This is a genomic window from Chelatococcus asaccharovorans (genome assembly GCF_003201475.1).
Taxonomy (GTDB): domain Bacteria; phylum Pseudomonadota; class Alphaproteobacteria; order Rhizobiales; family Beijerinckiaceae; genus Chelatococcus; species Chelatococcus asaccharovorans.
The window spans coordinates 438,326-461,290 of sequence record NZ_QJJK01000001.1 but is presented as its reverse complement, the minus strand read 5'-3'; the positions used below and the strand labels follow the sequence as shown (position 1 = coordinate 461,290).

General features: G+C 66.1%; 27 protein-coding genes. 11 read left to right on the top strand and 16 right to left on the bottom strand.

The annotated features are described in order from the left end of the window. Positions 1–20 precede the first annotated feature (20 nt). Positions 21–1,115: an ABC transporter substrate-binding protein gene (locus C7450_RS02275; RefSeq protein WP_146227237.1), complete on the bottom strand. Its 1,095-nt coding sequence runs from the start codon at positions 1,113–1,115 to the stop codon at positions 21–23. Here C7450_RS02275 and C7450_RS02270 point away from each other — a divergent pair. The 10 genes from C7450_RS02270 (at position 1,102) to C7450_RS02225 (ending at position 9,192) form a co-directional block, all read left to right on the top strand. Next, positions 1,102–2,403 carry an AraC family transcriptional regulator gene (locus tag C7450_RS02270; RefSeq protein WP_210206343.1) on the top strand — a complete coding sequence of 434 codons (1,302 nt, stop codon included), beginning with the start codon at positions 1,102–1,104 and terminating at the stop codon, positions 2,401–2,403. The two genes, C7450_RS02275 and C7450_RS02270, sit on opposite strands and share 14 nt — an antisense overlap. Positions 2,404–2,559: 156 nt before the next feature. Then, complete coding sequence (atpD, locus tag C7450_RS02265) at positions 2,560–4,020, top strand: F0F1 ATP synthase subunit beta (RefSeq protein ID WP_110372738.1); 1,461 nt, start codon at positions 2,560–2,562, stop codon at positions 4,018–4,020. Beyond that, positions 4,017–4,499 (top strand): F0F1 ATP synthase subunit epsilon, encoded by a 483-nt coding sequence (locus tag C7450_RS02260; protein WP_110372737.1) that lies wholly within the window; start codon positions 4,017–4,019, stop codon positions 4,497–4,499. The genes atpD and C7450_RS02260 overlap by 4 nt, the downstream gene beginning before the upstream one ends. Beyond that, complete coding sequence (locus C7450_RS02255; RefSeq protein WP_245449436.1) at positions 4,496–4,798, top strand: AtpZ/AtpI family protein; 303 nt, start codon at positions 4,496–4,498, stop codon at positions 4,796–4,798. The genes C7450_RS02260 and C7450_RS02255 overlap by 4 nt, the downstream gene beginning before the upstream one ends. Continuing rightward, positions 4,795–5,088, top strand: coding sequence for an N-ATPase subunit AtpR (locus tag C7450_RS02250; protein ID WP_245449435.1), 294 nt, complete (start codon positions 4,795–4,797; stop codon positions 5,086–5,088). Before C7450_RS02255 ends, C7450_RS02250 begins: the two co-directional genes overlap by 4 nt. After that, positions 5,085–5,786: a F0F1 ATP synthase subunit A gene (locus C7450_RS02245; protein WP_110372735.1), complete on the top strand. Its 702-nt coding sequence runs from the start codon at positions 5,085–5,087 to the stop codon at positions 5,784–5,786. Before C7450_RS02250 ends, C7450_RS02245 begins: the two co-directional genes overlap by 4 nt. Next, a complete protein-coding gene (locus C7450_RS02240) occupies positions 5,783–6,031 on the top strand; it encodes a F0F1 ATP synthase subunit C (protein WP_110372734.1) in 249 nt (82 codons plus the stop codon). The genes C7450_RS02245 and C7450_RS02240 overlap by 4 nt, the downstream gene beginning before the upstream one ends. 13 nt (positions 6,032–6,044) lie before the next feature. Continuing rightward, positions 6,045–6,794, top strand: a complete 750-nt coding sequence (locus C7450_RS02235; RefSeq protein WP_110372733.1) for a F0F1 ATP synthase subunit B family protein — start codon at positions 6,045–6,047, stop codon at positions 6,792–6,794. Further along, on the top strand, positions 6,791–8,332 hold the full coding sequence (locus C7450_RS02230; RefSeq protein WP_110372732.1) for a F0F1 ATP synthase subunit alpha: 1,542 nt from the start codon (positions 6,791–6,793) through the stop codon (positions 8,330–8,332). The genes C7450_RS02235 and C7450_RS02230 overlap by 4 nt, the downstream gene beginning before the upstream one ends. Further along, complete coding sequence (locus tag C7450_RS02225) at positions 8,329–9,192, top strand: F0F1 ATP synthase subunit gamma (protein ID WP_110372731.1); 864 nt, start codon at positions 8,329–8,331, stop codon at positions 9,190–9,192. Before C7450_RS02230 ends, C7450_RS02225 begins: the two co-directional genes overlap by 4 nt. 397 nt (positions 9,193–9,589) lie before the next feature. Here the strand turns inward: C7450_RS02225 and C7450_RS02220 are convergent, their stop codons facing one another. The 3 genes from C7450_RS02220 to C7450_RS02210 form a co-directional block, all read right to left on the bottom strand. After that, positions 9,590–10,234, bottom strand: a complete 645-nt coding sequence (locus C7450_RS02220; RefSeq protein ID WP_110372730.1) for a flavin reductase family protein — start codon at positions 10,232–10,234, stop codon at positions 9,590–9,592. 5 nt (positions 10,235–10,239) lie between these two features. After that, positions 10,240–11,208: a carbon-nitrogen hydrolase family protein gene (locus tag C7450_RS02215; RefSeq protein WP_110372729.1), complete on the bottom strand. Its 969-nt coding sequence runs from the start codon at positions 11,206–11,208 to the stop codon at positions 10,240–10,242. Between the two features lie 122 nt (positions 11,209–11,330). Continuing rightward, entirely contained in the window at positions 11,331–11,564 is a 234-nt protein-coding gene (locus tag C7450_RS02210; protein ID WP_110372728.1) for a hypothetical protein, read from the bottom strand. 159 nt (positions 11,565–11,723) lie between these two features. Between C7450_RS02210 and C7450_RS02205 the strand changes: the two genes are divergently transcribed. After that, positions 11,724–12,656, top strand: coding sequence for an IclR family transcriptional regulator (locus C7450_RS02205; protein ID WP_245449434.1), 933 nt, complete (start codon positions 11,724–11,726; stop codon positions 12,654–12,656). Between the two features lie 43 nt (positions 12,657–12,699). Here C7450_RS02205 and C7450_RS02200 read toward each other — a convergent pair whose 3' ends face one another. The 12 genes from C7450_RS02200 to C7450_RS02145 all read right to left on the bottom strand — a co-directional run bounded on the left by C7450_RS02200 (position 12,700) and on the right by C7450_RS02145 (position 22,956). Then, on the bottom strand, positions 12,700–13,209 hold the full coding sequence (locus tag C7450_RS02200) for a flavin reductase (protein WP_110372727.1): 510 nt from the start codon (positions 13,207–13,209) through the stop codon (positions 12,700–12,702). Positions 13,210–13,246: 37 nt separating this feature from the next. Further along, positions 13,247–14,002 carry an SDR family NAD(P)-dependent oxidoreductase gene (locus C7450_RS02195; RefSeq protein ID WP_110372726.1) on the bottom strand — a complete coding sequence of 252 codons (756 nt, stop codon included), beginning with the start codon at positions 14,000–14,002 and terminating at the stop codon, positions 13,247–13,249. 31 nt (positions 14,003–14,033) lie between these two features. After that, positions 14,034–14,402 carry a hypothetical protein gene (locus tag C7450_RS02190; RefSeq protein WP_110372725.1) on the bottom strand — a complete coding sequence of 123 codons (369 nt, stop codon included), beginning with the start codon at positions 14,400–14,402 and terminating at the stop codon, positions 14,034–14,036. A gap of 11 nt (positions 14,403–14,413) precedes the next feature. Continuing rightward, the gene (locus tag C7450_RS02185) at positions 14,414–15,562 is read right to left on the bottom strand and encodes an acyl-CoA dehydrogenase family protein (RefSeq protein WP_110372724.1); all 1,149 of its coding nucleotides are present in this window, start codon (positions 15,560–15,562) and stop codon (positions 14,414–14,416) included. 399 nt (positions 15,563–15,961) lie between these two features. Next, positions 15,962–16,414, bottom strand: coding sequence for a MarR family winged helix-turn-helix transcriptional regulator (locus C7450_RS02180; protein WP_110373218.1), 453 nt, complete (start codon positions 16,412–16,414; stop codon positions 15,962–15,964). Positions 16,415–16,490: 76 nt separating this feature from the next. After that, a complete protein-coding gene (locus C7450_RS02175; RefSeq protein WP_245449433.1) occupies positions 16,491–17,363 on the bottom strand; it encodes an alpha/beta hydrolase in 873 nt (290 codons plus the stop codon). A gap of 12 nt (positions 17,364–17,375) precedes the next feature. Continuing rightward, positions 17,376–18,077, bottom strand: coding sequence for an ABC transporter ATP-binding protein (locus tag C7450_RS02170; RefSeq protein WP_110372723.1), 702 nt, complete (start codon positions 18,075–18,077; stop codon positions 17,376–17,378). Beyond that, complete coding sequence (locus tag C7450_RS02165) at positions 18,071–18,850, bottom strand: ABC transporter ATP-binding protein (RefSeq protein WP_245449432.1); 780 nt, start codon at positions 18,848–18,850, stop codon at positions 18,071–18,073. Before C7450_RS02165 ends, C7450_RS02170 begins: the two co-directional genes overlap by 7 nt. Further along, on the bottom strand, positions 18,843–19,814 hold the full coding sequence (locus C7450_RS02160; RefSeq protein WP_245449431.1) for a branched-chain amino acid ABC transporter permease: 972 nt from the start codon (positions 19,812–19,814) through the stop codon (positions 18,843–18,845). The genes C7450_RS02165 and C7450_RS02160 overlap by 8 nt, the downstream gene beginning before the upstream one ends. A 3-nt stretch (positions 19,815–19,817) precedes the next feature. Continuing rightward, a complete protein-coding gene (locus C7450_RS02155) occupies positions 19,818–20,732 on the bottom strand; it encodes a branched-chain amino acid ABC transporter permease (protein WP_210206342.1) in 915 nt (304 codons plus the stop codon). A gap of 61 nt (positions 20,733–20,793) precedes the next feature. Then, on the bottom strand, positions 20,794–21,993 hold the full coding sequence (locus C7450_RS02150; protein WP_110372722.1) for an ABC transporter substrate-binding protein: 1,200 nt from the start codon (positions 21,991–21,993) through the stop codon (positions 20,794–20,796). A gap of 51 nt (positions 21,994–22,044) precedes the next feature. Then, complete coding sequence (locus tag C7450_RS02145; RefSeq protein WP_110372721.1) at positions 22,045–22,956, bottom strand: fumarylacetoacetate hydrolase family protein; 912 nt, start codon at positions 22,954–22,956, stop codon at positions 22,045–22,047. Between the last annotated feature and the right edge of the window lie 9 nt (positions 22,957–22,965).

The following is a 22,965-nucleotide window of genomic DNA, read 5'->3' as shown; positions in this document are numbered from 1 at the left end:
GCGCCCCCGGTTTGATGGAGCTAGCCGAGGCGCGTTCCCTCCACGTCGAGACCGCCGCCAGCGGGCAGCTTGCTCCAGCTCCGCCGCTCCCACTCCTCCTCGAGAACTTCGATTGCAGCCTTCTCGAGGAACTCGGGCGCGGCCCATTCGGCGACGTCGAAATCATTCTTGATGTAGCCATGCTCGAACATGAAGTCCTTGCCGATGCGGATGCATTCAAGGTTCTGTGCGCTCAGGCTCGGCACCATGTCGACGTGCTTGATCCCTTCATAGGTATGCTCGGCATCCAGGTAGAAGGTCTGCCGGTTGAGGATCTCGGCTGCGGCCGCCTTGTTTCTGTTGGCCCAGCGGCCGACTTTGATCATGGCCTTCATATACGCGACGACCAGTTCGGGATGCTCCTTGGCCATCACGTCCGTGCAGGTGATCACGGCAGGCGTGTTGGCGACCTGAATGGTCCAGTCGGGCAGCCTCGACAGGTCGAAGATCGACTTGATTTCGCCCGTCGCCTCCGAGAGCTGCCCCAGCTGGCCCATCTGGTTGTAGATGGCGTCGACGGTCCCCGCGAGCAGGGCCTTCTCCAATGGCCGGAAGGCATAGTCGCGCTTGTGGTCGCGCCGCATCCAGAGTTCGGACGGGTTGTTCATCGGTGGCACGAGCATCTCGGGCTTGTCGTACCAGTCGTCTGCGTAGGGGAACTCCACGATCTCAACGTCGTCGATAGTCATGTCGTGCAGCTTCAATATGTTCAGGATGCCCATGTGCTCCTGAATTCGCCACCAGTCGTTCTTGATCGTGTTCAGGCTCTTCGTGAGCCCGATCTTTTTGCCTTTCAGATCCTGGACGCGGAAGATCTTGTCGCGGGCGCGAACCTGCATCACCCCGCCCTCATAGACCCAGGTCGCTCCAAGCAGAACGGTCCGGCGGATGTCTGCATTAACTTGGATCGGCGGATAAAGCCCGCCAAAACGGATCAGGTTGTCCAGATTGTGAATATAGTGAGGGTACCAGTTGTTTTCCGGTGCGTGGCGGAAATAGGCGTATTCGACGCCGATTTTCTTATATTCCTCCCGACACCAGCCAAGTTCCTGATCAACATTGTTGGCTGACACCATCGGGCAGTTCGTGAACCAGACCTGCTTCCAATCGAGTGGAACCGTTGTTGAAACGCGTTGGGTGGTCATCGATTTTCCTCCAGATGGACTGCCGACCGCCAAGGTCATCATTGTTCACCGTGGAACACGTCCTGAACTCAGCCAGTTTTCGCCCGAAGCCCGTCGTGTGGGAATTCTTCGACCGGCAAGAGCCTTCCGAACAGGTCCGATCTGGACACCAGGTGGACAGATTGGGACAATACAGTATATAGAGGCGGCCGTGCAAACAGTTCGGAAAACAAGTGATCAGGCGATCCTGAGGATCGGAGCCACCCTTGGAGTGCCCGACGTGCTGCGGGAGCTCCGGGCAGAGCCTTCGGAGAATGCTCTGCTGCCTGAGTTTAACTCGACGCTCTTCGGCAGCCCGGATAATCGGATCTCGCTGTCGGCACGCGGTCGACTTCTCGAGCGATACGCCAAGATTACAGGCTGTCCGTATTTCGGCCTTCTGGTCGGCAGCCGGAGCCGACTTGAATCACTTGGTCTTGTGGGGCTCCTGGCAAAGCACTCTCCAGATGTCGGGAGCGCGCTTCGAAATCTTTGCCGGCACTTCTTCCTTCATGCTGACGGGGTCGCCTTGCACCTCCATGTTGACGGGGGAGCAGCGACCCTGTCCTACAGAATTACCGAACCGCGAATTCCCGGGGTCGATCAAACGGGCGATGGCGCGGTGGCCGCGATCCTCAACGTTATGAGAGACCTCTGCGGAAATGATTTCAAGGCGATAGAGGCTCGATTTGCACATGGCCGGCCCAAGGCCTTGGAGCCGTACAAGAAGATTTTGGGCGTGCATCTCGAATTCGATGCTGAAAGTTACGGCCTTGTGTTTTCGGCCACCTGGCTGTCCCGACCACTGCCGCCGACCGAAGCGGCCCTGACCCGTCTGATCCTCGACAAGGTTGCTGAGGAAGAGCGGGTTCATGCGCGTTCCTTCCCGGACCAGGTGCAAGCGGTCATGAGAACGGCCATGACATTCGATCACGCAAGGGCCGACCGTTTGGCGAAATTCTTCGACATGCACGTCCGCACATTTCACCGGCGCCTGGCCGAGCATGGAGTGAGCCACCAGGAACTGTTGGACAAGACGCGTTTCGAGGCTGCCTGCGAGTTGCTCGAAAGGACGTCGCAAAAGCTGCCGCAGATCGCCGATATTCTGGGCTATGCCGAACTGCGATCCTTCATCCGCGCCTTTAGGCGGTGGAGCGGCATCACACCTTCGGAATGGCGGAAGCGACGGTCTGTCGTGTGACCTCCCCCTGCGACCCGTGCCCGCTGTGAACACGTTCCGCAAGCCCCATCTCCACGTATTGCCTCGGCACCTTTTCAGGCGTTGAGTGGTCCGCGACTTGATCAGGGTCAAGAATGATAGCCTGGCGACAGCCTATCATGCCTGCGGAGGCGCAGGATGGATAAAGGTGGACACATCATCGCCGTTCGGGGCGCGGTGGTTGATGTCATGTTCCCAGACGCGGCGCTGCCGGAGATCAATCACGCTATCCTCATCGGCCAGGAAGACGGCGCGATTGTCGCGGAAGTCCAGGCCCATCTCGACGAACACTCGGTCCGGGCCATTGCGCTCCAGGCGACCACGGGTCTGCGGCGGGGCGATGCCGTGACGAAGACAGGCGGGCCCATCGCGGTGCCGGTGGGCGAGGCCGTGCTGGGGCGGTTGCTCGACGTGACAGGCCGGACCGGCGACCGGAAGGGTGATCTGCCGGCGGACGTTCCCCGCCGGCCCATCCATCGGGCCGCGCCGCCGCTCTCAGAGCAGAAGGGAACGTCGAGCCTCTTCTCCACCGGCATCAAGGTGCTCGATCTCCTCACCCCGCTCGCGCAGGGCGGCAAGGCCGCCATGTTCGGCGGGGCCGGGGTCGGCAAGACGGTGCTGGTCATGGAGCTCATCCATGCCATGGTGGCGAGCTACCAGGGCATCTCGGTCTTCGCCGGCGTGGGTGAGCGCTCGCGCGAGGGCCACGAGATGCTGCTCGATATGGCGCATTCGCAGGTGCTGGAGCGTACGGTGCTCGTCTATGGACAGATGAACGAGCCGCCCGGCGCCCGCTGGCGCGTGCCGATGACGGCGATCACCATCGCCGAGTATTTCCGCGACGAGCGCCACCGCAACGTCCTTCTGCTGATGGACAATATCTTCCGCTTCGTCCAGGCGGGGGCGGAGGTCTCGGGGCTTCTCGGCCGGCTTCCCTCGCGCGTCGGCTACCAGCCCACCCTCGCGAGCGAGGTGGCGGCGCTGCAGGAGCGCATCGCCTCCGTCGGCGGGGCGGCGGTCACCGCCATCGAGGCGGTCTATGTTCCGGCGGATGATTTCACCGACCCGGCCGTGACCACCATCGCCAGCCACGTTGACAGCATGGTGGTGCTATCCCGCGCCATGGCGGCGGAAGGCATGTATCCGGCCGTCGATCCGATCGCCTCTTCGTCCATCCTCCTCGATCCCCTCGTCGTCGGGCAGGAGCATGTCGATGTCGCCAACGGCGTTCGCGAGGCCATCGAACACTACCGCGAATTGCGCGACGTGATCTCGCTGCTCGGTATCGAGGAACTCGGGACGGAGGACCGGCTGATCGTCGGGCGGGCGCGTCGCCTCCAGCGGTTCCTGACCCAGCCCTTCACCGTCACGGAGGCTTTCACCGGGGTGCCGGGGCGTTCGGTTCCGGTGGCCGATGCCATTGCCGGCTGCCGCGCGATCCTTGCGGGCGAATGCGATGATTGGCAGGAAAGTTCGCTCTACATGATCGGCACGCTGGAGGAGGGGCGGCAGAAGGAGGCTGCGGCGCGCGGCCCCGGCACCACGCCACCGCAGCCGGCGTCGACGCAGCCGGTGAAGACGCAGGAGCGGGCCGCATGAGCGCTGCCCTGCATCTCACCATCACGACCCCGTCAGCCGTTCTGGTCGACCGCGACGATGTCGGGTCGGTGCGGGCGGAGGACGAAAGCGGCGGCTTCGGGATCCTGCCGCGCCACGCCGATTTCCTGACTGTGCTGCCGGTCTCGGTCCTGCGCTGGCGAGGGCCGGACAAAGTCGAGCATTATTGCGTGGTGGAGGGCGGCGTCCTCTCGGTGACGGGCGGGCAGCGCGTGGCCGTCGCCTGCCGGCAGGGAACGGTTGGTGACGATCTCCAGCGCCTCGAGGCCGATGTCGCGGCGATGCGCGCCGAGGCCAGCGACCTCGCGCGGCGCGCCCGCACCGACCAGATGCGGCTGCATGCCCGCGCCGTGCGCCAGCTCATGCGCTATCTTCACCCGCTGCAGCCGGCAGGAGCCCCGACCGACGGGATGCAGGCCAGCGAGGCGACGCCGGACACCGGTGCAGGAGAGCCCGCGTGAGCGCCGCACCACCGGACCAGGAGCCCCCCTCGCCGAACGACCCGATGACGGCGGCTGCCCGGCAGGCCGCCGAACGGGCCGAAACCGGTGCCAGGACACCCGAGCCTTCGCTCGGCGCCCGTCTTGGCCAGATCGGCATTCTCGGCTGGACCATCGTCGTGCCGACGCTCCTTGCCCTCTTGCTGGGGCGGTGGCTTGACAGGATTTTTAGCAGCGGCGTCTTCTTCTCGGCGCTGCTCATCATGATCGGGGCCGGCATCGGCTTCTGGTCCGCCTGGAAATGGATGCATCGTCCATGATGGAACTGTTCAGCAACGAGATCGTCGAGACGGCGCTCCACACCGCGCTCGGGCTCGGCGCGGGGGCGCTGCTGGGCCTTGCCCATTTCGCCACCCTGCGCTCGAACACCGCGCTCTATCTCGGCAAGAACCTCGCGCTGGGCCTCGGCCTCCACCTCCTGCGCTTCGCGGTGCTCGGTGCGGTCCTTTTCGGGCTTGCGCGTCTCGGTGCCGCCGCGCTGCTGAGTGGCGCGCTCGGCCTCCTCATCATGCGCCGCGCGGTCCTTGGCCGCGCCGGAGGCCTGCCGTGACCTCACCCCTGATCCTCGAGCCGGTCTTCCAGATCGGTCCCGTGCCCATCACGGAGCCGGTTCTCGTGACCTGGGCGATCATGATCGGCCTTGCCGCGCTTGCCTTTCTCGTGACGCGGCGACTGTCGCTCCAGCCCTCGCGCGCCCAGGCGGCGCTCGAAGCCGTCGTGAGTGCCATCGATGGCCAGATCGCCGATACGATGCAGGCGGATCCCGCGCCCTACCGGGCCCTCATCGGCACGATCCTGATCTATGTCCTTCTCGCCAACTGGTCGTCGCTCGTGCCCGGCATCGAACCTCCCACGGCCCACCTCGAAACCGACGCGGCGCTCGCCCTCATCGTCCTCGGCGCGACGATCGTCTACGGCGTGCGGATGCAGGGGCTCGGCGGCTATCTCAAGACCTTCGCGGAGCCGAGCTGGGTCATGATCCCGCTCAATCTCGTCGAGCAGATCACCCGGACCTTCTCGCTGATCGTCCGCCTGTTCGGCAACATCATGAGCGGCGTCTTCATCATCGGCATCATCCTCTCGCTGGCCGGCCTGCTGGTGCCTATCCCGCTGATGGCGCTCGATCTGCTGACGGGCGCCGTGCAAGCCTACATCTTCGCTGTTCTCGCCTGCGTCTTCATCGGCGCGGCCATCGGCGAAAACCGACCGCCCCGGAACGCTTCCGGAAAGGAGCACGACACGCCATGAACGATACCATCCAAGCTGTCAGCATCATCGCCGCAGCGCTTGCCGTTTCTTTCGGCGCCATCGGGCCGGCGCTGGCCGAGGGGCGGGCGGTGGCGGCGGCCATGGACGCGATCGCGCGCCAGCCGGAGGCCGCGGGCACCTTGTCGCGTACCCTCTTTGTGGGCCTCGCGATGATCGAGACCATGGCCATCTACTGCCTGGTGATCGCGCTTCTGGTTCTCTTCGCCAACCCGTTCATCAAGTGAGCATCGGGCGGCGATGCGGATAGACTGGTGGACTCTCGGGCTGCAGACGATCAACGTCCTCGTGCTCGTCTTCATTCTGAGCCGGTTCCTGTTCCGGCCGGTGGCGGCGATGATCGAGGAGCGGCGCGCTGCGGCCGCGAAGCTGCTCGACGACGCGCGGGCAGCACGCGCCGCGGCCGAGGCCGAGCGGCAAGGCGTTGAAAAGCAGGCAGCAGACCTTGCGCAATCCCGCGGCGAGGCGATGAAGGCGGCGGCCGAGCAGGCCGAGGCCGAGAAGCGCACCATCCTTGCGGCCGCGCGCGCGGAAGCCGATCGCCTGCGGGCGGCCGCCGCGGCGGACATCGCGCGGGAACGCCGGGAAGCCGCTGCCGCCACCTCCGATGAGGCGAGCCGGCTCGCCCTCGACATCGCCGCGAGGCTGTTGTCCCGGCTGCCGGAGGAGGCCCGCGTGACAGGCTTCGTCGAGGGGCTGGCCAAGGGCGCGGCAGATTTGCCGGAATCGGTACGGGCGGGCATGGGCGCAAATGGCACGCCCATCCGCCTCAAGGTTCCCCGCGCCTTGAGCGCCGACGAGGCGCTGGCCTGCCGCGAGCGGCTGTCCCAGGCGCTCGGCCGGGCGGTGGAGATTACGCCGATCGTTGATCCCGCGCTGGTGGCCGGGCTGGAGATCGACATGCCGCACGCGGCCGTGCGCAACAGTTTCCGGGCCGATCTCGACCGGATCACTGCGGCCCTGACCCAAGACGGGCGACAGTCCCCATGACCGCCGGTTCAGCCCCCACCGAGAACAGTCTCGCCGAGGCGTGGCTGGAACGCAGCCGCGAGCGGCTGGCGCATACGGAGCTGATCCCGGAAGCCATGTCGCTGGGGCGGGTCGAGCGGATCGCCGACGCCATCGCGGAACTTTCGGGGCTGCCGGAGACGCGGCTCAACGAACTGCTGCGCTTCGAGGGGGGGCAGATCGGCTTTGCCCTGACGCTCGATGCCCATTCCATCAGCGCCGTCATTCTGGATGAGGCACGCACGATCGAAGCCGGATCACGGGTCGAGCGCATGGGAAAGGTCCTGGAGGTCCCGGTCGGGCCGGGCCTGCTCGGACGTGTCGTCGACCCGCTCGGCCGGCCGCTCGACGGCGGCAAGCCGGTTGTGGCGGAGGCCTTCCATCCGGTGGAGCGGCCGGCGCCGGCGATCATCGAGCGCGATCTCGTCGCGGAGCAGGTGAATACCGGCCTCCTGGTGGTGGACGCCCTCTTCACCCTCGGCCGCGGCCAACGCGAGCTCATCATCGGTGACCGGGCGACCGGCAAGACGGCCGTCGCGCTCGACACGATCATCAGCCAGAAGCATTCCGACATCGTCTGCGTCTACGTTGCCGTCGGCCAGCGCGCGACGGCGGTGGAGCGGGTGATCGAGGCGGTGCGCGCGCATGGCGCGCCGGAGCGATGCATCTTCGTCGTCGCCTCCGCCTCATCCGCGCCCGGGCTGCAGTGGATCGCGCCCTTTGCCGGAATGACGATGGCGGAGTATTTCCGCGATCGCGGCCGGCACGCGCTCATCGTCATCGACGACCTGACCAAGCATGCGGCGACCCATCGCGAGCTCGCGCTTCTGACCCGCGAGCCGGTGGGGCGGGAGGCCTATCCGGGCGACATCTTCTATCTGCATGCCCGCCTGCTCGAACGAGCGGCCAAGCTCTCGGCGGAACTTGGCGGCGGCTCGCTGACGGCGCTGCCGATCGCCGAGACCGATGCGGGCAATCTCGCCGCCTATATCCCGACCAACCTGATTTCCATCACCGACGGGCAGATCGTGCTCAACACGCAGCTCTTCGCGGCCAACCACCGCCCGGCGGTGGATGTCGGCCTCAGCGTCAGCCGCGTCGGTGGCAAGGCCCAGCATCCGGCGCTGCGCCAGGTGTCCGGACGCATTCGCCTCGACTACTCGCAATTCCTTGAACTGGAGATGTTCACCCGTTTCGGCGGCATTACCGATACGCGGGTGAAAACGCAGATGATGCGCGGCGAGCGCATCCGCGCGCTGCTGTCCCAGCCGCGATTCACGCCCCTGCGCCCGGTGGATGAAATTGCGCTTCTTGCCGCGTTGGCGACTGGGGCTCTCGACGACCTGCCGCTCGAGACCATGCCGGAGCTGCGCAGGCGTCTGCCGGGCCATCTCGATGCTGTCGTTCCGGACCTGATGAAGGAGCTCGGCGGAAGCGGCGCCCTTGATGATGCAGGCCGGGAGCGTCTCGTGGCGGCGGTGCGTACACTCGTCGACGACTTGCGCGGGGGCGGTGGATGAGCGAACGGCTGAGCGACGTCGCCGTGCGCATCGAGTCGGTGCGCCAGCTCTCGGCAGTGGTGGCCGCCATGCAGGGGATCGCGGCGGCGCACTCGCGCGAGGCCCGCGGCCAGCTTGCGGGCGTCCAGTCCTATGCCCGCACCATCGCCACGGCGATCGGCCAGGCGCTCGCCTATCAGCCGGCGGGCGCGCAGGCCGCTCCCGGCCCATCGCCCGCTGGCCGCCATGCCGTCGTGGCGATCTGCGCCGAACAGGGGTTCGCCGGCCTCTTCAACGAGCGCGTGCTCGATGCCGCCGAAAGACTGGTTGCGGCAGCGCCGGAGCCCGTGCAGTTGCTGCTTGTCGGCGACCGGGGGCTGATGGCGGCGGGAACGCGCAGGCTGGCGGTTGCCTGGTCCGCGCCGATGATGGCCCATGTCGGGCAAGCGACCGCGCTGGCAAACCAGATTGTCGAGGAGCTCTATCGCCGGATCGACCGGGAGGGCGTGTCGCGCATATCCGTCGTCCATGCCGTCCCCGGTTCCACACAGGGCGTCGACGTCCGCGAGACGGTGCTTCTTCCCTTCGATTTCGCACGCTTCCCGCCTGCGCGGCATGCCGCGCAATCTCTGATCACGCTTCAGCCGGATGTCCTCCTGGCGCGGCTTGCGGAAGAATACGTGTTCGCGGAACTGTGCGAGGCGGTCACGCTCTCGTTCGCGGCGGAAAACGAGGCGCGCTTGCGGGCCATGGTCACCGCCAAGAGCAATGTCACGCGAACGCTCGCCGACCTCACCGCAAAGTCCCGCCGGCTGCGGCAGGAGGAGATCACCAGCGAGATCCTCGAGCTCGCCGGCGGACAGAATGCCCGGTCGCAATGAGTGACGTTGCCCCTCGCCTCCCATCCAACTTGAAGTTCGTTCTGGCCACACTTCCTGCCTTCGGACGTGGACAGGCCATCGCCATCGAACGCGAAAGGATCAAACGCCAGACCATCCAGCAAGGACGCTTGCAGCATCGGCTGCGGGCCGCATAGCCTCAAACCAAGATGACCCAGAGCCTACGTTCCTGACGAACCAAAACGGTCTCAAACCATCAGACGACGGACACGCTCGATCCCGCTGCGCAATGCTCATATATCCAGGTGTATAGCTTCGCCAGGCTCTCGGTTATGCCGAGCATAGCCCCGAAACTGTCGAATATATCGCCAGCATCGGGACTGAGGCTATCAGCTGTGCACTTCCCAGCTTTGTGCTTCGTCCTTGAGGCTTCCAGCGGCTATATTGCTCCCGCATGGCGCTTTCCCCGCCTACTCTCCCAGCTCGGCCGCTCCATCTGGAAGTGGTCCGTCGAGCGCAGATACCCCCCGCTCGCGTGCAGACGGGCAATGAGCTTCAGCCCCAGCGTATCGATGTAGCGGCGCTCGGCATCGATGACGAAGCGGTCGTCGATATGGGCATTGAGCACCCTGCCGATCACGATGGTTTGGAGCGGTCCCGTGACCAGCGAGGTCAGGACTTTGCATTCGAGCGCGACCGGTGCCTCGCTGATGCGCGGCGGCTGGACGGCGTGCGACGGCAGCGGCGTCAGCCCCGCCAGGGCGAGTTCGTCGACCTCGGGCGGGGCGTCGATGCAGGTCTCGTTCATCGCCTCCGCATTCGCTTCCGCAACGAGATTGACCACGAACTCGCCAGTTTCGAGGATGTTGGCGGCGGTGTCCTTTAGCCTGCCGTTCTGCGGCATGATGCCGATCGCGACCGTCGGTGGGTCGTTGCCCATCATGTTGAAGAAGCTGAAGGGGGCGGCGTTGATGATGCCTGCGCGTGACAAGGTTGTGATCCAGGCGATCGGCCGCGGCACGATGGTGGCGGTCAGGATCTTGTAGCGATCCTGCGCCGGCAGAGCTTCCATGTCGAACAGCATCGAGATCAGCCCTGCTGTGCGGTGTCTTTGTCGGCGAGCGTCGCGACGGCGCGCTTCGGCCGGTCATCGACCGTGAGCTGGAACACGTCCGGCCTGGCATAGTGCCCGGCCACGTCGAAATCGAATTTGCCGCGGGCGATCTGCGCGAGATCGATCTCGGCGTAGAGGATCGTTTCGCCTTCGAAGTTGGGCCCGGCCAGGACGGTCCCGAGCGGATCGACGATAGCGCTGCCGCCGCGCATCAGGACGACCTGCGGGTCGTCGCCGAGTGCGCATTCGAAATCGTCGGAATAGGCGCCGCGGCGAATGTGCTGGCATGCGCTCAGCACGAAGCAGCGGCCCTCCAGGGCGATATGGCGCATGGAGGGCAGCCAGGTGTCGCGATCGTCGGCGGTGGGCGCGCAATAGATGCCGATGTTCTGCGCGAACATGTGCATGCGCAGCATCGGCATGTAGTTTTCCCAGCAGATCACAGCGCCGATCCGCCCCAGCGAGGTCTCGATGACCGACATGGTCGACCCGTCGCCAAAGCCCCAGATCAGCCGCTCCCCCGCGGTCGGCATCAGCTTGCGGTGCTTGCCGACCAGACCCCGCGCGCCGTCGAAGAACAGGACCGTGCAATAGAGCGTGCCACCGTCGCGCTCGATGCAGCCGATGACGGCGAAGAGACTGGTCTCGGCCGTCGCCTCAGTGATCAGCGCAACCTCGGGTCCGTCAAGCGCGATGGCCGCTTCCCAGTAGCGGCGGAACGCCTCCCGGCCCTCCGGCTTGCGCATGCCGACCGGCGCCCCGAAGGAATACCCCTTCGGATAGCCGCCGAGAAAGGCCTCCGGAAACACGATAAGGCGCGCGTCGGCCTGCGCCGCCTGCCGGATCAGCCCGGCGGCCTTCGCCGCTGAAGCCTGCGCATCGTCCGGAATGGAGGCTGCCTGCGCGACGGCGGCCTTGTAGCGTGGCAGGGGTTGCTGCTGCATCGGATCAACTCGCTTCTGCTGATGATTGCAAGTGCGCGGCAGCCCGGATCGGAGCCGCCGCGTGGCTGGGGGGGATCAGTTGCCAGGCTCAAGCTCGGGACGGTTCGGCAGCAGCGATCCAATCACGCATACCACCGCAGTGATGACGATGGGATACCAGAGCGATTGCCGGCGTCCAGCAGCGATGAGAACCGCGGCGGGAACAGGACCGAACTCATGAAGACGGCGAGCGAGTCGTAGATGAAGAAATCATACCACGCGAAGATCGTCCCGAGCGTCGAAGCGAGGACGACCTGCTTCTCCTCCGATCGTGTGAGATCGTGATGGGCCGCTCCGGCTCGCATCGCGGTGTCCATGATATCCCCCTGTCCCCGGTCGTCGTGCTTCAGGTCGACGCCGGCAGTCGCTGCACTTTCTCTATCGTCAAATCTGATTGATATTATCAAACAACGCAAGCTTGAAATTTCATCCCGCCTTGCCCACAATTCAGGCACGCCGCGAACAGGGTTATTCAATTGACGAAAAAGGGAAATTTGCCGGGCGCTGCCGATTCGAAGGGGCGTCTGGCCCGATCGCGATCCGCCTCATCCGCGCAGGCCGAGCGGCCCAGGCCGGCCGCGGAGCAATTCTTCGCGGGTGCAGATGACAAGGCCGGACGCCCGGCTCGGCGCGGCATCCAGTCGATCGAGATCGGCTTCCGCATCCTCGATCATCTGCGCATGGCGCCGCGGCCGTTGCCGCTCAAGGCCATCGCCGCGGGCACCGGCATGTCGGCTGCCAACGTCCACTACTATCTGGTCAGCTTCCAGGCGGTGGGAATCGTGCGGCAGGAGGAGGACACCGGCTGCTATGCACTCGGCCCCTATGCGCTGAAGCTCGGTCTGGCTGCGATGGAGCAGTTCGATGTGTTCACGGCGGCGAGGCCGGCCATGACCGATCTCGCCGAGGAGATCGGTCAGACCGTCTTCCTCGGGGTCTGGGGCAATCGCGGGCCGACGATCATCTACCGTGTCGAGGCCGGCGGGAATCGCCCCATTCTGGAGCTTCGCGTCGGCAGCGTGCTGCCGCTGCTTCGCTCGGCGCTCGGGCGCAATTTCGTCGCGCATCTGCCGCCCGCGTTCAGCGAGGAGCTCGTTGTGGCGGCGCTCAAGGAGGAGCGGACGCGGCACGAGCACGGAGGGTCTGACGACACGCCGCGCGATCGTGGCGAGCTCGAGACGATGCTGGCCTCGATCCGCGCCGCAGGCATCAGCCGCTGCCGTGACGCACTCCTGGCGAATTTCACGTCGCTCTCGGCCCCGATCCTCGATCAGACCGGGTTGATGATCGCGGCGATCACCCTGATGGGACCGATCGGCACCATGGACGACGATCTCACCGGTCCGATCGCCGAGGCGCTGCGCTCACGCGCCGCCGCCATATCCAAAGCTGCAGGCTGGGGCGATTGATCGCGACGGGAGCCTGAAGGAGCACGAGGATTGCCGCAGCGGTTCAGGCCGGGCCGCTCTGCTCCGGCAGCGTCGCCTTCAGCGGGTGATAGCGGCGTTCGAACCAGATCAGGGTCTCGGCCGCCTGTGCTGATTTGAGCAGGGCGACTACCCTGGCATAGAAGACCGAATGACTGCCGATCGCGCGACGCTCCATGATGCGGCAGTCGAAGGCGACGACCGCGTCCGCCAGCACGGGAGCGCCGGTCTGGAGGGTTGTCCAGCTGCCGGCCTCGAAGCGGCCCGTGTCGCCGCGCCCGGCGAAGGCGTCGGCCAATGCCACGTGCCGTCCGGCGAGGACGTTGACGCAGAGATTGCCGTTGCCGTTGAAGACGTCGTGAGAACGGTTCTTCTGGTTCACGCAGACCAGCAGCGTCGGCGGACTGTCGGTGATCGAGCAGACGGCCGAGGCGGTCATCCCATGGCGCCCTTCGGGGCCGCCGGAGGTGATGAGGCTGACTGCGGCGCCGAGGCAGCTCATGCCTTCGCGGAAGCTTGCGGCGGTGACATCCATCGGCTCTCTCCCTCGAATTCGTCTGGTGCGTCGTGCCTCATCGCATGAAGAGGCCGCCATTGACGTCCCAGCAGGCTCCCGTCACCGAGGCGGCGGCCGGCGAGGCGAGCAGCACGATCATCTCGGCGACGAAGCCCGGGTCGATCAGCTGCCCCACCGGGATGTTGGCGAGCAGGCCGGGCATTTTCTCCGCCGGCACAAGCGCATGGACGAGCGGAGAGTCCATCGGGCCTGGCGCGATCGCGTTCACGGTGATGCCGAATGGCGCCAGATCGCGCGCGAAAACCTTGGTCAAGGTCAGGATCGCACCTTTCGATGCGGCGTAATGGGCGCCTGTCGCCGTGCCGCCGTTCTGCCCGGCGAGTGAGGCGAGGTTGACGATGCGGCCATAGCCGCGCTCCTTGAAGTGCCTGCCGAGAATCTGGCTGCCGGCGAAGACCCCGCCGGCGTTGGTTGCCATAACGGCGTTGAATTCGGCCGGCTCGATCTCCAGCAGCGGCCGCGCCACGGTCACGGCCGCATTGTTGACGAGAATTTCGACCGAGCCCCAGCGGCCGACCGCCTCGTCGCGCACGCGTTCGAAATCCTCGGGCCGGCGGATATCGAGGGTGGCTGCGGTTGCCGTCGCCTCGGAAGGATCCAGCTCCTTGGCCAGACGCCCTGCCGCTTCGCCATCGACATCGGTGACGACGACGCGATGGAAGGCCCGGTGCAGCGCGCGGGCGGCGACGGCGCCGAAGCCCGAGGCCGCGCCGGTGACGATAGCGGTGTGAGGCGTGTCGCTTGCGGTCATGCTGGCTCCTTACGGGCGATGCGCGCCGTCTTCAGAGGTTGGTCGGCACTTCGAGGGCCCGGCCCATGCGGGCCTCGACCCGGCAATACTTCCAGAGCCGTTCGTCGGTGTCGCCCACCGGCGTGGTGCGGAAGAGGTTGCAGGCTTGCCGTACAGTCTCGCGGTCCGGCACGTCGGCCATGATATAGGCCGTCCAGGGGAAGCCTGTCGGAGAGGTGCCGACCATGGTCTCGTCGTCGTCGAGCATACCAAGGATGGTGACGCCGGGGAGGTCCGAAATCCCCTTCATCATCGTGCCGAATGCTTTCCAGACCGGACCGATCTGCGAGAAGGGCAGGTCGAAGAAATTCTGCTGTACGGCGATGCAGAAGAGCACACGGATGGGCTTGGCTTGAATCATTGCCGATCTCCTTAGGGATAGCCGGGGAAATTGGGCTGGCCGAGCAAGGCCGCGCCGGCGGACGTCCAGGTGCCTTGGCCAAGGAAGGCATGCTGCGCCACGGCGGCGGCATCGAGCATGCAGCGCGAGATCAGATGGCCCCTGCGGATCGCCTCGGATCCCGCCATGACGAAGGCCATGCGGGTGACCTCGGATCCGGCCGCGGCCGCCTCGGTTGCGACCAGGCGCAGACGGACATGGAGATCGCGCTCGAGGTCGCGGCCGGCGAGGATGACCTCCCATGCCTCTTCGATCGTGTCGTAGAAGAAGCTGCGGGCTGATCGCAGCCTGGCCTCGGCGCGGCCCAGCTCAGCCTGGATATACGGGCGGGCGCCGATCGGCGGGGCGCCCGTGATCGCCGGCTTGTCGCGCGCCTCGCGATGCACCCAGTTCAACGCCTCACGGGCTGTTCCGAGCCCGACGACGGCCAGCACCTGGGCGGCCAGCGCCATGGAGGGATAGCGGAAGACCGGCTCGTCGCGGTGGGGGGGCGCGCCCCGGATGAAGGTCCATTCCTCCGGGACGATCACGCAATCGGCCACCACGTCGTGGCTGCCGGTGGCGGACAGCCCGAGCGCGTCCCAGCTGTGCTTGATCTGGACCTTCTCGCGCGGCATCACCGCCATGCGCGGCAGGCCCGAGGAGGAGCCGCCTTCGACGCGGATGCCGGCTCCGATCAGGCTCGCGCCCATGCACCCCGAACAATAGGGCCAGCGTCCCTGGACTTCGAAGCCGCCCTCGACCTCGCGCGCGGTCTGCGGCGGGAAAAGCGCTCCGGCGAAGACGGTATCGGGATCCTCCCCGTAGATCGCCTTGAAGGTCGCAGGGGGCAGTGCGGCGAGATAGACGGCGGAGACGCCGAAGCTCGCAACCCACCCGGTCGAGGCGTCCGCTTCCGAAAGCCGTTCGATGAGCCGGCAGAATTCGGCCGGGCTGCTTGCGTCGCCCCCCAGTTCCTTCGGCACGAAGGCACGATAGGCTCCGATGGTCTTGAGCTTGCCGACCATGTCGAGGGGCACGTAGGTCAGCTTCTCGAACTCGTCGCGCCGGGCGCGGATCTCGGCGAGGAGGTTCGTGAGAGTGGCTTCCCGGGGTAGCTCTGGGTCGATGATCTTGTTCATGACGCTCCCTCCATGTGTCGGCCGACGCTGCTCGTCGCCAATAGGGCTCTCCGCCACGTGGCGCGGGACATGCCGTTGTGATGGGTCTGCACGAATGCGCGGCTATCGCCGGCTTGGCAGCTCCGCCGTCCAGGCTCAGGCCAATGCAGAACTGTGGCAGTGCATTGAAATCCCCGTCGTTCTTATTTACGTGAATTTTCACGTAATGTGACGGGTCATCGCGGGCTTGGCAAGTGCTATTTCGAGGAGACGGCCGGTATCGGCACAAGCGGCCGATTCCTGCGGCGAAAGCCTGGACAACGTGGCGGAACGGCGAGTGCTTGCGGCGTTTCGTGAAAGCGCGACATCGTACCTTGCGTCGTCCGGGGGCGTCCGCAAGAAGCGGGGAGGTCCGCGCAATCAGCCTTTCAGGCGCCCGAACACACCGGCGAGGAGGCTGTTCAACGCCTCTCGTTCGGCATCTGAGACGCCTTCGAAAGCCTGCGCCAGAACGCTCTCGGCGATCGCCTTGACCTGGTGGCGCAGCGTCTCCCCCTTGGCCGTCAGGCTGACTTCCGTGACGCGACGGTCGCGGGGGCTCGGCCGCGTCACGACCAACCCGTCTGCCGTCATGCGCTGGACGATGCGCGTGGCAGTGCTGAGCTTTATGACGCAGGCATCCGCAATCGCCGAGACGCTGACATGGTGGTCCTCGTACAGCGTCATCAGCACGCGATAGCTCGGAACATCGATGCCGATCGGCTCCAGCGCCGTCTCCATCGTCTGGAAATAGCGGCCTGTGACGCGCGCGATCCAGTAGAACGGCCATTTGGCGCGGTGGAAAGGCGGTTCCGTTGGCGGGACATCGGTCATCGCGGCGAGATTCCCCAATTTGCCCGCGAAGTCCAGCTTTTCCAGGCCTGGCCGACGGCCGATGCCGCTCGGCTCATCAGGCCGCTTGTCGTTTTACCGCAGCCGCGACCGCTCTCGCGAGGACGCTGTCGGAAGATCCGAGGCTCGCAGCGATGTCGAAATGGTTGTGATGCGGCATGGCGACCGTCTCGGCGCGATGTCCGGCATCGGCCCAGGCGGCGGCGTAGGCTGAGGTCTGGCGGCGAAACTCGCTGGTCTCGCGCCCGCCGACAGCGGTGATCAGCGTCGTCGACGAGCGGCTGGGGATATGGCGTATGGGGCTGTTGCGGTCGATCATCGCATCGTCGAGCGAGAGCCAGCTATTGACCTCGATATGACGAAGCGGCTCGAGCTCGTGCAGGCCGGAAAGGTCGAGCGCGACCTCGATCACATCCCCTGGCATGCCGTAAGCGGCATGCCAGCCGCCGGCGAGCAGCATCGCGGTTAGGTGCCCGCCGGCCGACGAGCCGCCGATCGTGATGGCGCCGAAATCGTAGCGCGACCGCTCGCGGTGCAGGAAGGCGAGGGCGGCGCGGGTCTGGCGGACGATCTCGTCCAGCGAGGCCTGCGGCGCCAATGTGTAGTTCATGACCGCGACGGCCATGCCCTGGGCCTTGAGCCCGGGCACGACGAAAGCATTGTCGTCCTTCGAGCTCGCTCGCCAGTAGCCGCCATGGATCCACAGGAAGAGCGGTGCGCCGGGTTCTGCCGGATAGAGGTCGAGCGTTTCGCCGCTCGCTGCATCATAGACGATGTCGGCGATGCGCCGGTGTTCGCGCTGCGCGACCTCGCTGCCGGCGACGTAGCGTGCGTATTCCGCATCGAAGGACGGCACGCTGCCGCGCGCATCGTATTCGCGGGCCAGGGTTGCCCGGTCCATGCCGCGATAGAGGATTGCTGCCTGCGTCATCGTCGGCCTCCGTCAGATACCGAGATAACGCTTGGCCAGATCGGCCTCGCGGTCGAGCTCGTCGGGCGTTCCCGACCAGACTACGCGGCCTTTCTCGACGATGTGATGGCGGTCGACCAGTGCAGCCATCTCGCCGAGGTTCTTGTCGATGACGACGATGGTCTGGCCCGCCTCCTTGAGCTGGTGCAGGCAGCGCCAGATTTCGGCGCGGATCAGCGGCGCCAGTCCTTCGGTTGCTTCGTCGAGGATGAGCAGGCGCGGGTTCGTCATCAGCGCCCGCCCGATCGCCAGCATCTGCTGCTCGCCGCCCGACAGCGTCCGGGCCGATTGTCGGCGACGCTCGCCGAGGCGCGGGAAGAGCGCCACGACCCGCTCGAGCGTCCACGCACCGCTGTTTTGCGCGTCGGCGCGCGCGGTGGCGACGAGGTTCTCCTCGACCGTGAGCGATGGGAAGATCCGCCGTCCCTCCGGCACGAGCCCAAGGCCTAACCGCGCGATCGCATGCGGCGCGAGACCGGCGAGCGAGCGGCCGCCGAAGCTGACAATACCGCCGGTCGGACGGGTCATGCCCATGATGGCGCGCACCGTCGTCGTCTTGCCCATGCCGTTACGGCCGATGAGCGAGACGACCTCGCCGGCCCGCGCGAGCATCGACAGGCCGAACAGGACCCGGCTCTGTCCATAGCCGGCTTCCAATGCCTCGATCGTCAGCATGGCCGATCCTCCCCGAGATAGGCGGCGCGGACCTCCGGGTGCTCGCGCACCTCCTCGACCGTGCCTGTGAACACGACCCGCCCGTAGACGAGGACGCTGATGCGGTCGGCCAGTGCGAAGACGGCATCCATGTCGTGCTCGACGAGGAGGATGGCGTAGCGGCGCTTCAGGCTCTGGAGCAGTCTGGTGAGGCTCATCGATTCCTCCGCTCCCATTCCCGCCATCGGCTCGTCGAGCAGCAGCAGCTTGGGCTGGCGCGCCAGCGCCACCGCGATCTCGAGCTGCCGACGCTCGCCATGCGCCAGCTGCGCGACCGTGCGGTCGCCCTGCGCGGCAAGGCCGACCTGGTCGAGCCAGTTCCGCGCCAGTTCGAGATGGGCGGCATTCCGGCGCGGATTGGACAGCATGTCGAAGGAGCCGCCATGCCGCGCCTCGATCGAGAGCAGCACGTTCTCGATCGCGGTGAAGTCTGGGCAGAGTTGCGTGATCTGGAAGGTCCGGCCGAGACCGAGCCGTGCGCGCGCCGGCGCCCGCAGTGCGGTGACGTCGCGACCCTCGAACAGGATGCGGCCGGCATTGGGTCTGATCTCGCCGCAGATCTGCGTGATCAGGGTCGACTTGCCGGCGCCGTTCGGTCCGATCAGTGCGTGCAGCTCGCCAGGTCCGACCTCCAGCGAGACATTGTCTGTCGCGACCAGAGCGCCGAAGCTCTTGCGGAGGCCTTCGATCGCGAGCACTGGCGTCGCGGCGTTCTGCAGGAGGGCGTCAGTCACGGCGCCCTCCGAACAAGCGACCGGCGATGCCTCGCCGGCCGAAGAGCGCAACCAGCGTGAGGACCGGTCCCATTACGATCATCCAGTGCTCAGTCCAGGCCGACAGGAGCTGCTCGAGCGCAATGAACACCGCCGTGCCCGCGATCGGGCCGAGCAGGGTGCCGAGCCCGCCCAGCACGACGATCGCCATGAACTCGCCCGATTTGCTCCAGGCGGCCATGTCCGGGGTGACGAAGCGCGCGTAATTCGCCCAGAGCACGCCGGCGAGGCCGGTGCCAACCGCCGAGATCACGAAGGCCGCGAGCCGAAACGGGAAGGGGCGGATGCCGAGATTGATGGCGCGCCGCTCGCTCTGGCGCAGCGCCTGGAGGACGAGACCGAAGCGCGAGTTGACGATCAGGGCGCAGATCGCCGTCCACGCGACCAGCAGCGCCAGGCAGAGATAATAGAAGGTCTGCGGCCCGGCGAGATCGATCAGAGGCAGCTGGTTGCGCCGTTCCAGCATCAATCCGTCGTCGCCGCCATAAATCTGCAGCGAGACCAGGACGAAGAAGACCATCTGCGCGAAGGCGAGCGTGATCATGATGAACTGGACGCCGCTCGTGCGCAGCGTCAGCGCGCCGACCACCAAGGCGATGAGCGCGCAGACGAGGAGCGCGAGCGGCCAGACGATCAGCGCCGCGTTCGTGCCCGACCAGCCCAGCAGGGGCTCGCCGCCGAAGGTGTGGTAGGCAACGATGCCGACCGTGTAGCCGCCTAGGCCGAAGAACATGGCATGGCCGAAGCTGACCATCGCGCCGTAGCCGATAATCAGGTCGAGGCTGACCGCGGCGATCGCATAGATCAGGATGCGGTTCGCAAGGCCGAGCAGCGCCGGGCTGCCGCCCGCATCGACAGCGGGCGGAACGGCTACGAAAAGTGCGAGGCCGAGCAAGATTGTCATCGTGCGCAGGGTGCGGCGCATCAGTCAGCTCCGCGCGGGCAGGAGGCCGAGGGGCCTCACGAGCAGAACGATCGCCATCAGGACGTAGATGCTTGCAGAGACAAGACCCGCGCTGAGCGTATCGGCGACCGAGGGCGGCAGCAGCATCTGCAGGCCCTGGGGCAGGTAGGCGCGGCCGAGGCCATCGACCATGCCGACCAGCAGAGCTCCGACGAGGGCCCCGCGGATCGAGCCGACGCCGCCGATGACGATGACGACGAAGGTGGTGATCAGCACCCGCTCGCCCATGCCGATCTCGACCGCGAGCAGCGGCGCCGCCATGACGCCGGCCAGTCCGCAGAGCAATCCGCCGAGACCGAAGACGAGCGTGTAGAGCCGGCGGATATCGACGCCGAGCGCAGATACCATCTCGCGATCGTCGGCGCCCGCCCGCACAAGCATGCCGAGCCGCGTGTGGTTGACGAGGAGCCAGAGGCCGACGGCGACGAGGCCGCCGACGCCGATGAAGGCCAGGCGCATCAGCGGATAGTCGAGCCCGGGCAGGACCGTCACCGAACCCTGCAGGAAAGGCGGGATGTCCATCAGGGGCGGGCGACGGCCAAAGATCAGGCTCACCGCTTCGTTGGTGAAGAGGATCAGCCCGAGCGTCGCCAGCACCTGATAGAGATGATCGCGGCGATAGAGCCATTGCACGACGGCGAGCTCGATCACGACGGCATAGAGGCCGGCGCCGGCAAGGGCGGCGGCGATGCCGACCAGAAAGGAACCGCTCTGCAGCACCGCACTGGCGGCGCAATAGGCGCCGACCATGTAGAGGGAGCCGTGGGTCAGGTTGATGACGCCCATGATACCGAAGATCAGCGTCAGTCCGGACGCCAGCATGAACAGCATGGCGCCGTATTGCAGGCCGTTCAGGACCTGCTCGATCAAGAGGATCATCCCCGGACCGCCCTTTTATGGATTGAGAGCGCCACCGTTCGACCGCCGGCGGCGCGCGACGTCAGTCGATCTTGCAGCGCGCGGCATAGGCGTCGCCGTAGTCCTCGGCGACTTTCCTGACGACGGTCTGCACGATCTCGCCGGACGCGTTCTTGACGAATTTCGTCAAGTAATAGTCCTGGATCGGGTGCTGGTTCGGACCGAGTGAGAACTTGCCGCGTACCGCCGTGAAATGCGCCTTTCGCAGGGCGTCGCGGAACTCCGCCTGTTTGCTGATGTCACCGTTGACCGCCTTGAGCGCGCTGCCGATGAGGTTGGCCGTATCGTAGGCCTGCTGGGCATACATCGTCGGGGTGCGCGAATAGGCTTTGCGGAAGGCTTCGACGAAGGCCTTGGACGCAGGATTGTCGCTTTCCGTGGTCCAGATCGCGGAGGCGTAGATGCCGTCCGCAGCCTCGCCGGTGGCGCCGATCATGCGCGCATCCATCGAGAAGCTCGGAATCAGCATCGGGACGGATTTCGACAGGCCGGAATTGGCATATTGCTTGGCGAAGTTGATTCCGGCACCGCCGGGATGGAACTGGTAGATCGCGTCGGGTTGGAGCGAACGCACGCGCGCAAGTTCGACCGAGAAGTCGGTCTGGTCGAGCTTCGTGTAGATTTCGCCGATGATCTCGCCTTTGAAAGTCCGCTTGAACCCTTCAAGCGCGTCACGTCCGGCCTGATAGGCCGGCGCGAGCAGGACGACGCGCTTGTAGCCCAGCAGGTTGGCGGACAGGCCTGCCGCCTCGTGGAAGGCGTCGTTCTGATAGGACGCGACGAAGTAGTTGCGGTTGCACTTCTCGCCGGCGAAGACCGACGGCCCGGGATTGAGGCTGACATAGACGCCGCCCGCTTCGAGCACGCCCGGCACGACCGCGGCAAGCACGTTCGAGAAATTGACCCCGGTGAACAGCTTGATGCCCGACTGGATCATGCGGTCGGCGGCCTGTTTGGCATTGGCCGGCTTCAGGCTGTCATCCTCGATCTGGAGCTTGACCGGCACGCCGCCGAGCGTGCCGTCCTTCAGGGCAAGCTGGAAGCCGTCGCGGATATCTTCGCCGATATAGCCGGCGGGCGTGGATAGCGTCGTGATGAAGCCGATCGTGGTCGGCGTCGCCGGGCCGCTCTGGGCGCTGGCCGGCGCGGCCAGGATTACGGCCAGGATCGCTGCGAGGAAGGCCGCGGCGACGGCCTGCCACGATGAGGATATCCTTGTCATCTGTCGGTCCCCCGTTGTTCTGTTTGATGAAAACCCGTCCGTCTCGACCCGTCACACCGCCACGACCGGGTGGCGGATCGTGCCGATGCCGTCGACGCCGGCTTCCACGATGTCGCCGGGCCAGAGCCATTCCTGAGGCGTCCTGCCGGCTCCGACGCCGTCTGGTGTGCCCGACGCGATGATGTCCCCGGCTTCCAGTGTGATCGCGGCGCTGATGTCGGCGATCAGCATCGGAATCTTGAACAGCATGTGGCGCGTATTGGAGCGCTGCTTGGTCTCGCCGTTGACAGTGAGCCAGAGATCGAGCGCATGCGGATCGCCGACCTCGTCGGCGGTCACGATGCAGGGTCCGAAGGGGGCGTAGGTGTCCTGTCCCTTCGAATAGATCCATTGCCCGGCGCGCCGGTTGTCGCGGGCGCTGACATCGATCAGCACGCTGTAGCCGAAGACGTGGGCGAGGGCGTCGGCCTCGGAGACGCGCCGGGCGGTCCGGCCCATAATGACTGCGAGCTCGACCTCCCAGTCGAGCTGCTGGGTGATCGCCCGGTTGTGCTCGATTGCATCGCCCGGCCCGATGACGCTGGTCGGCGGCTTCGAGAAGATCACCGGCTGCTTGGGCAGTTCCTTGGAGGTGTCGAGTGTGCGGGCCGATTCCGCGACATGCTCGACATAGTTCAGGCCGATGCCGAAGATGTTCTTGCGTGGGCGCGGGATCGGCGCCAGCAGCCGGACATTGCCGAGCGGCAACGCCGCGCCCACCGGCCAGCGCCCGCGTTGATCGTCGAGCGCCTGGCGCAGGGCCGCCAGGGCGGCTGGCCCGAGATCGATGAATGCGAGCATGGTGGAAGGAAAGCCCAGTCCGGCCTTGGCACCGAGTTGCTCGACATCGACGACGAGATCGTCCTCGATCACGCCGAGGCGGGCCGCAGCGTCGACGACGCTGCGATAGGTCACGAAACGCATGATTGAAGG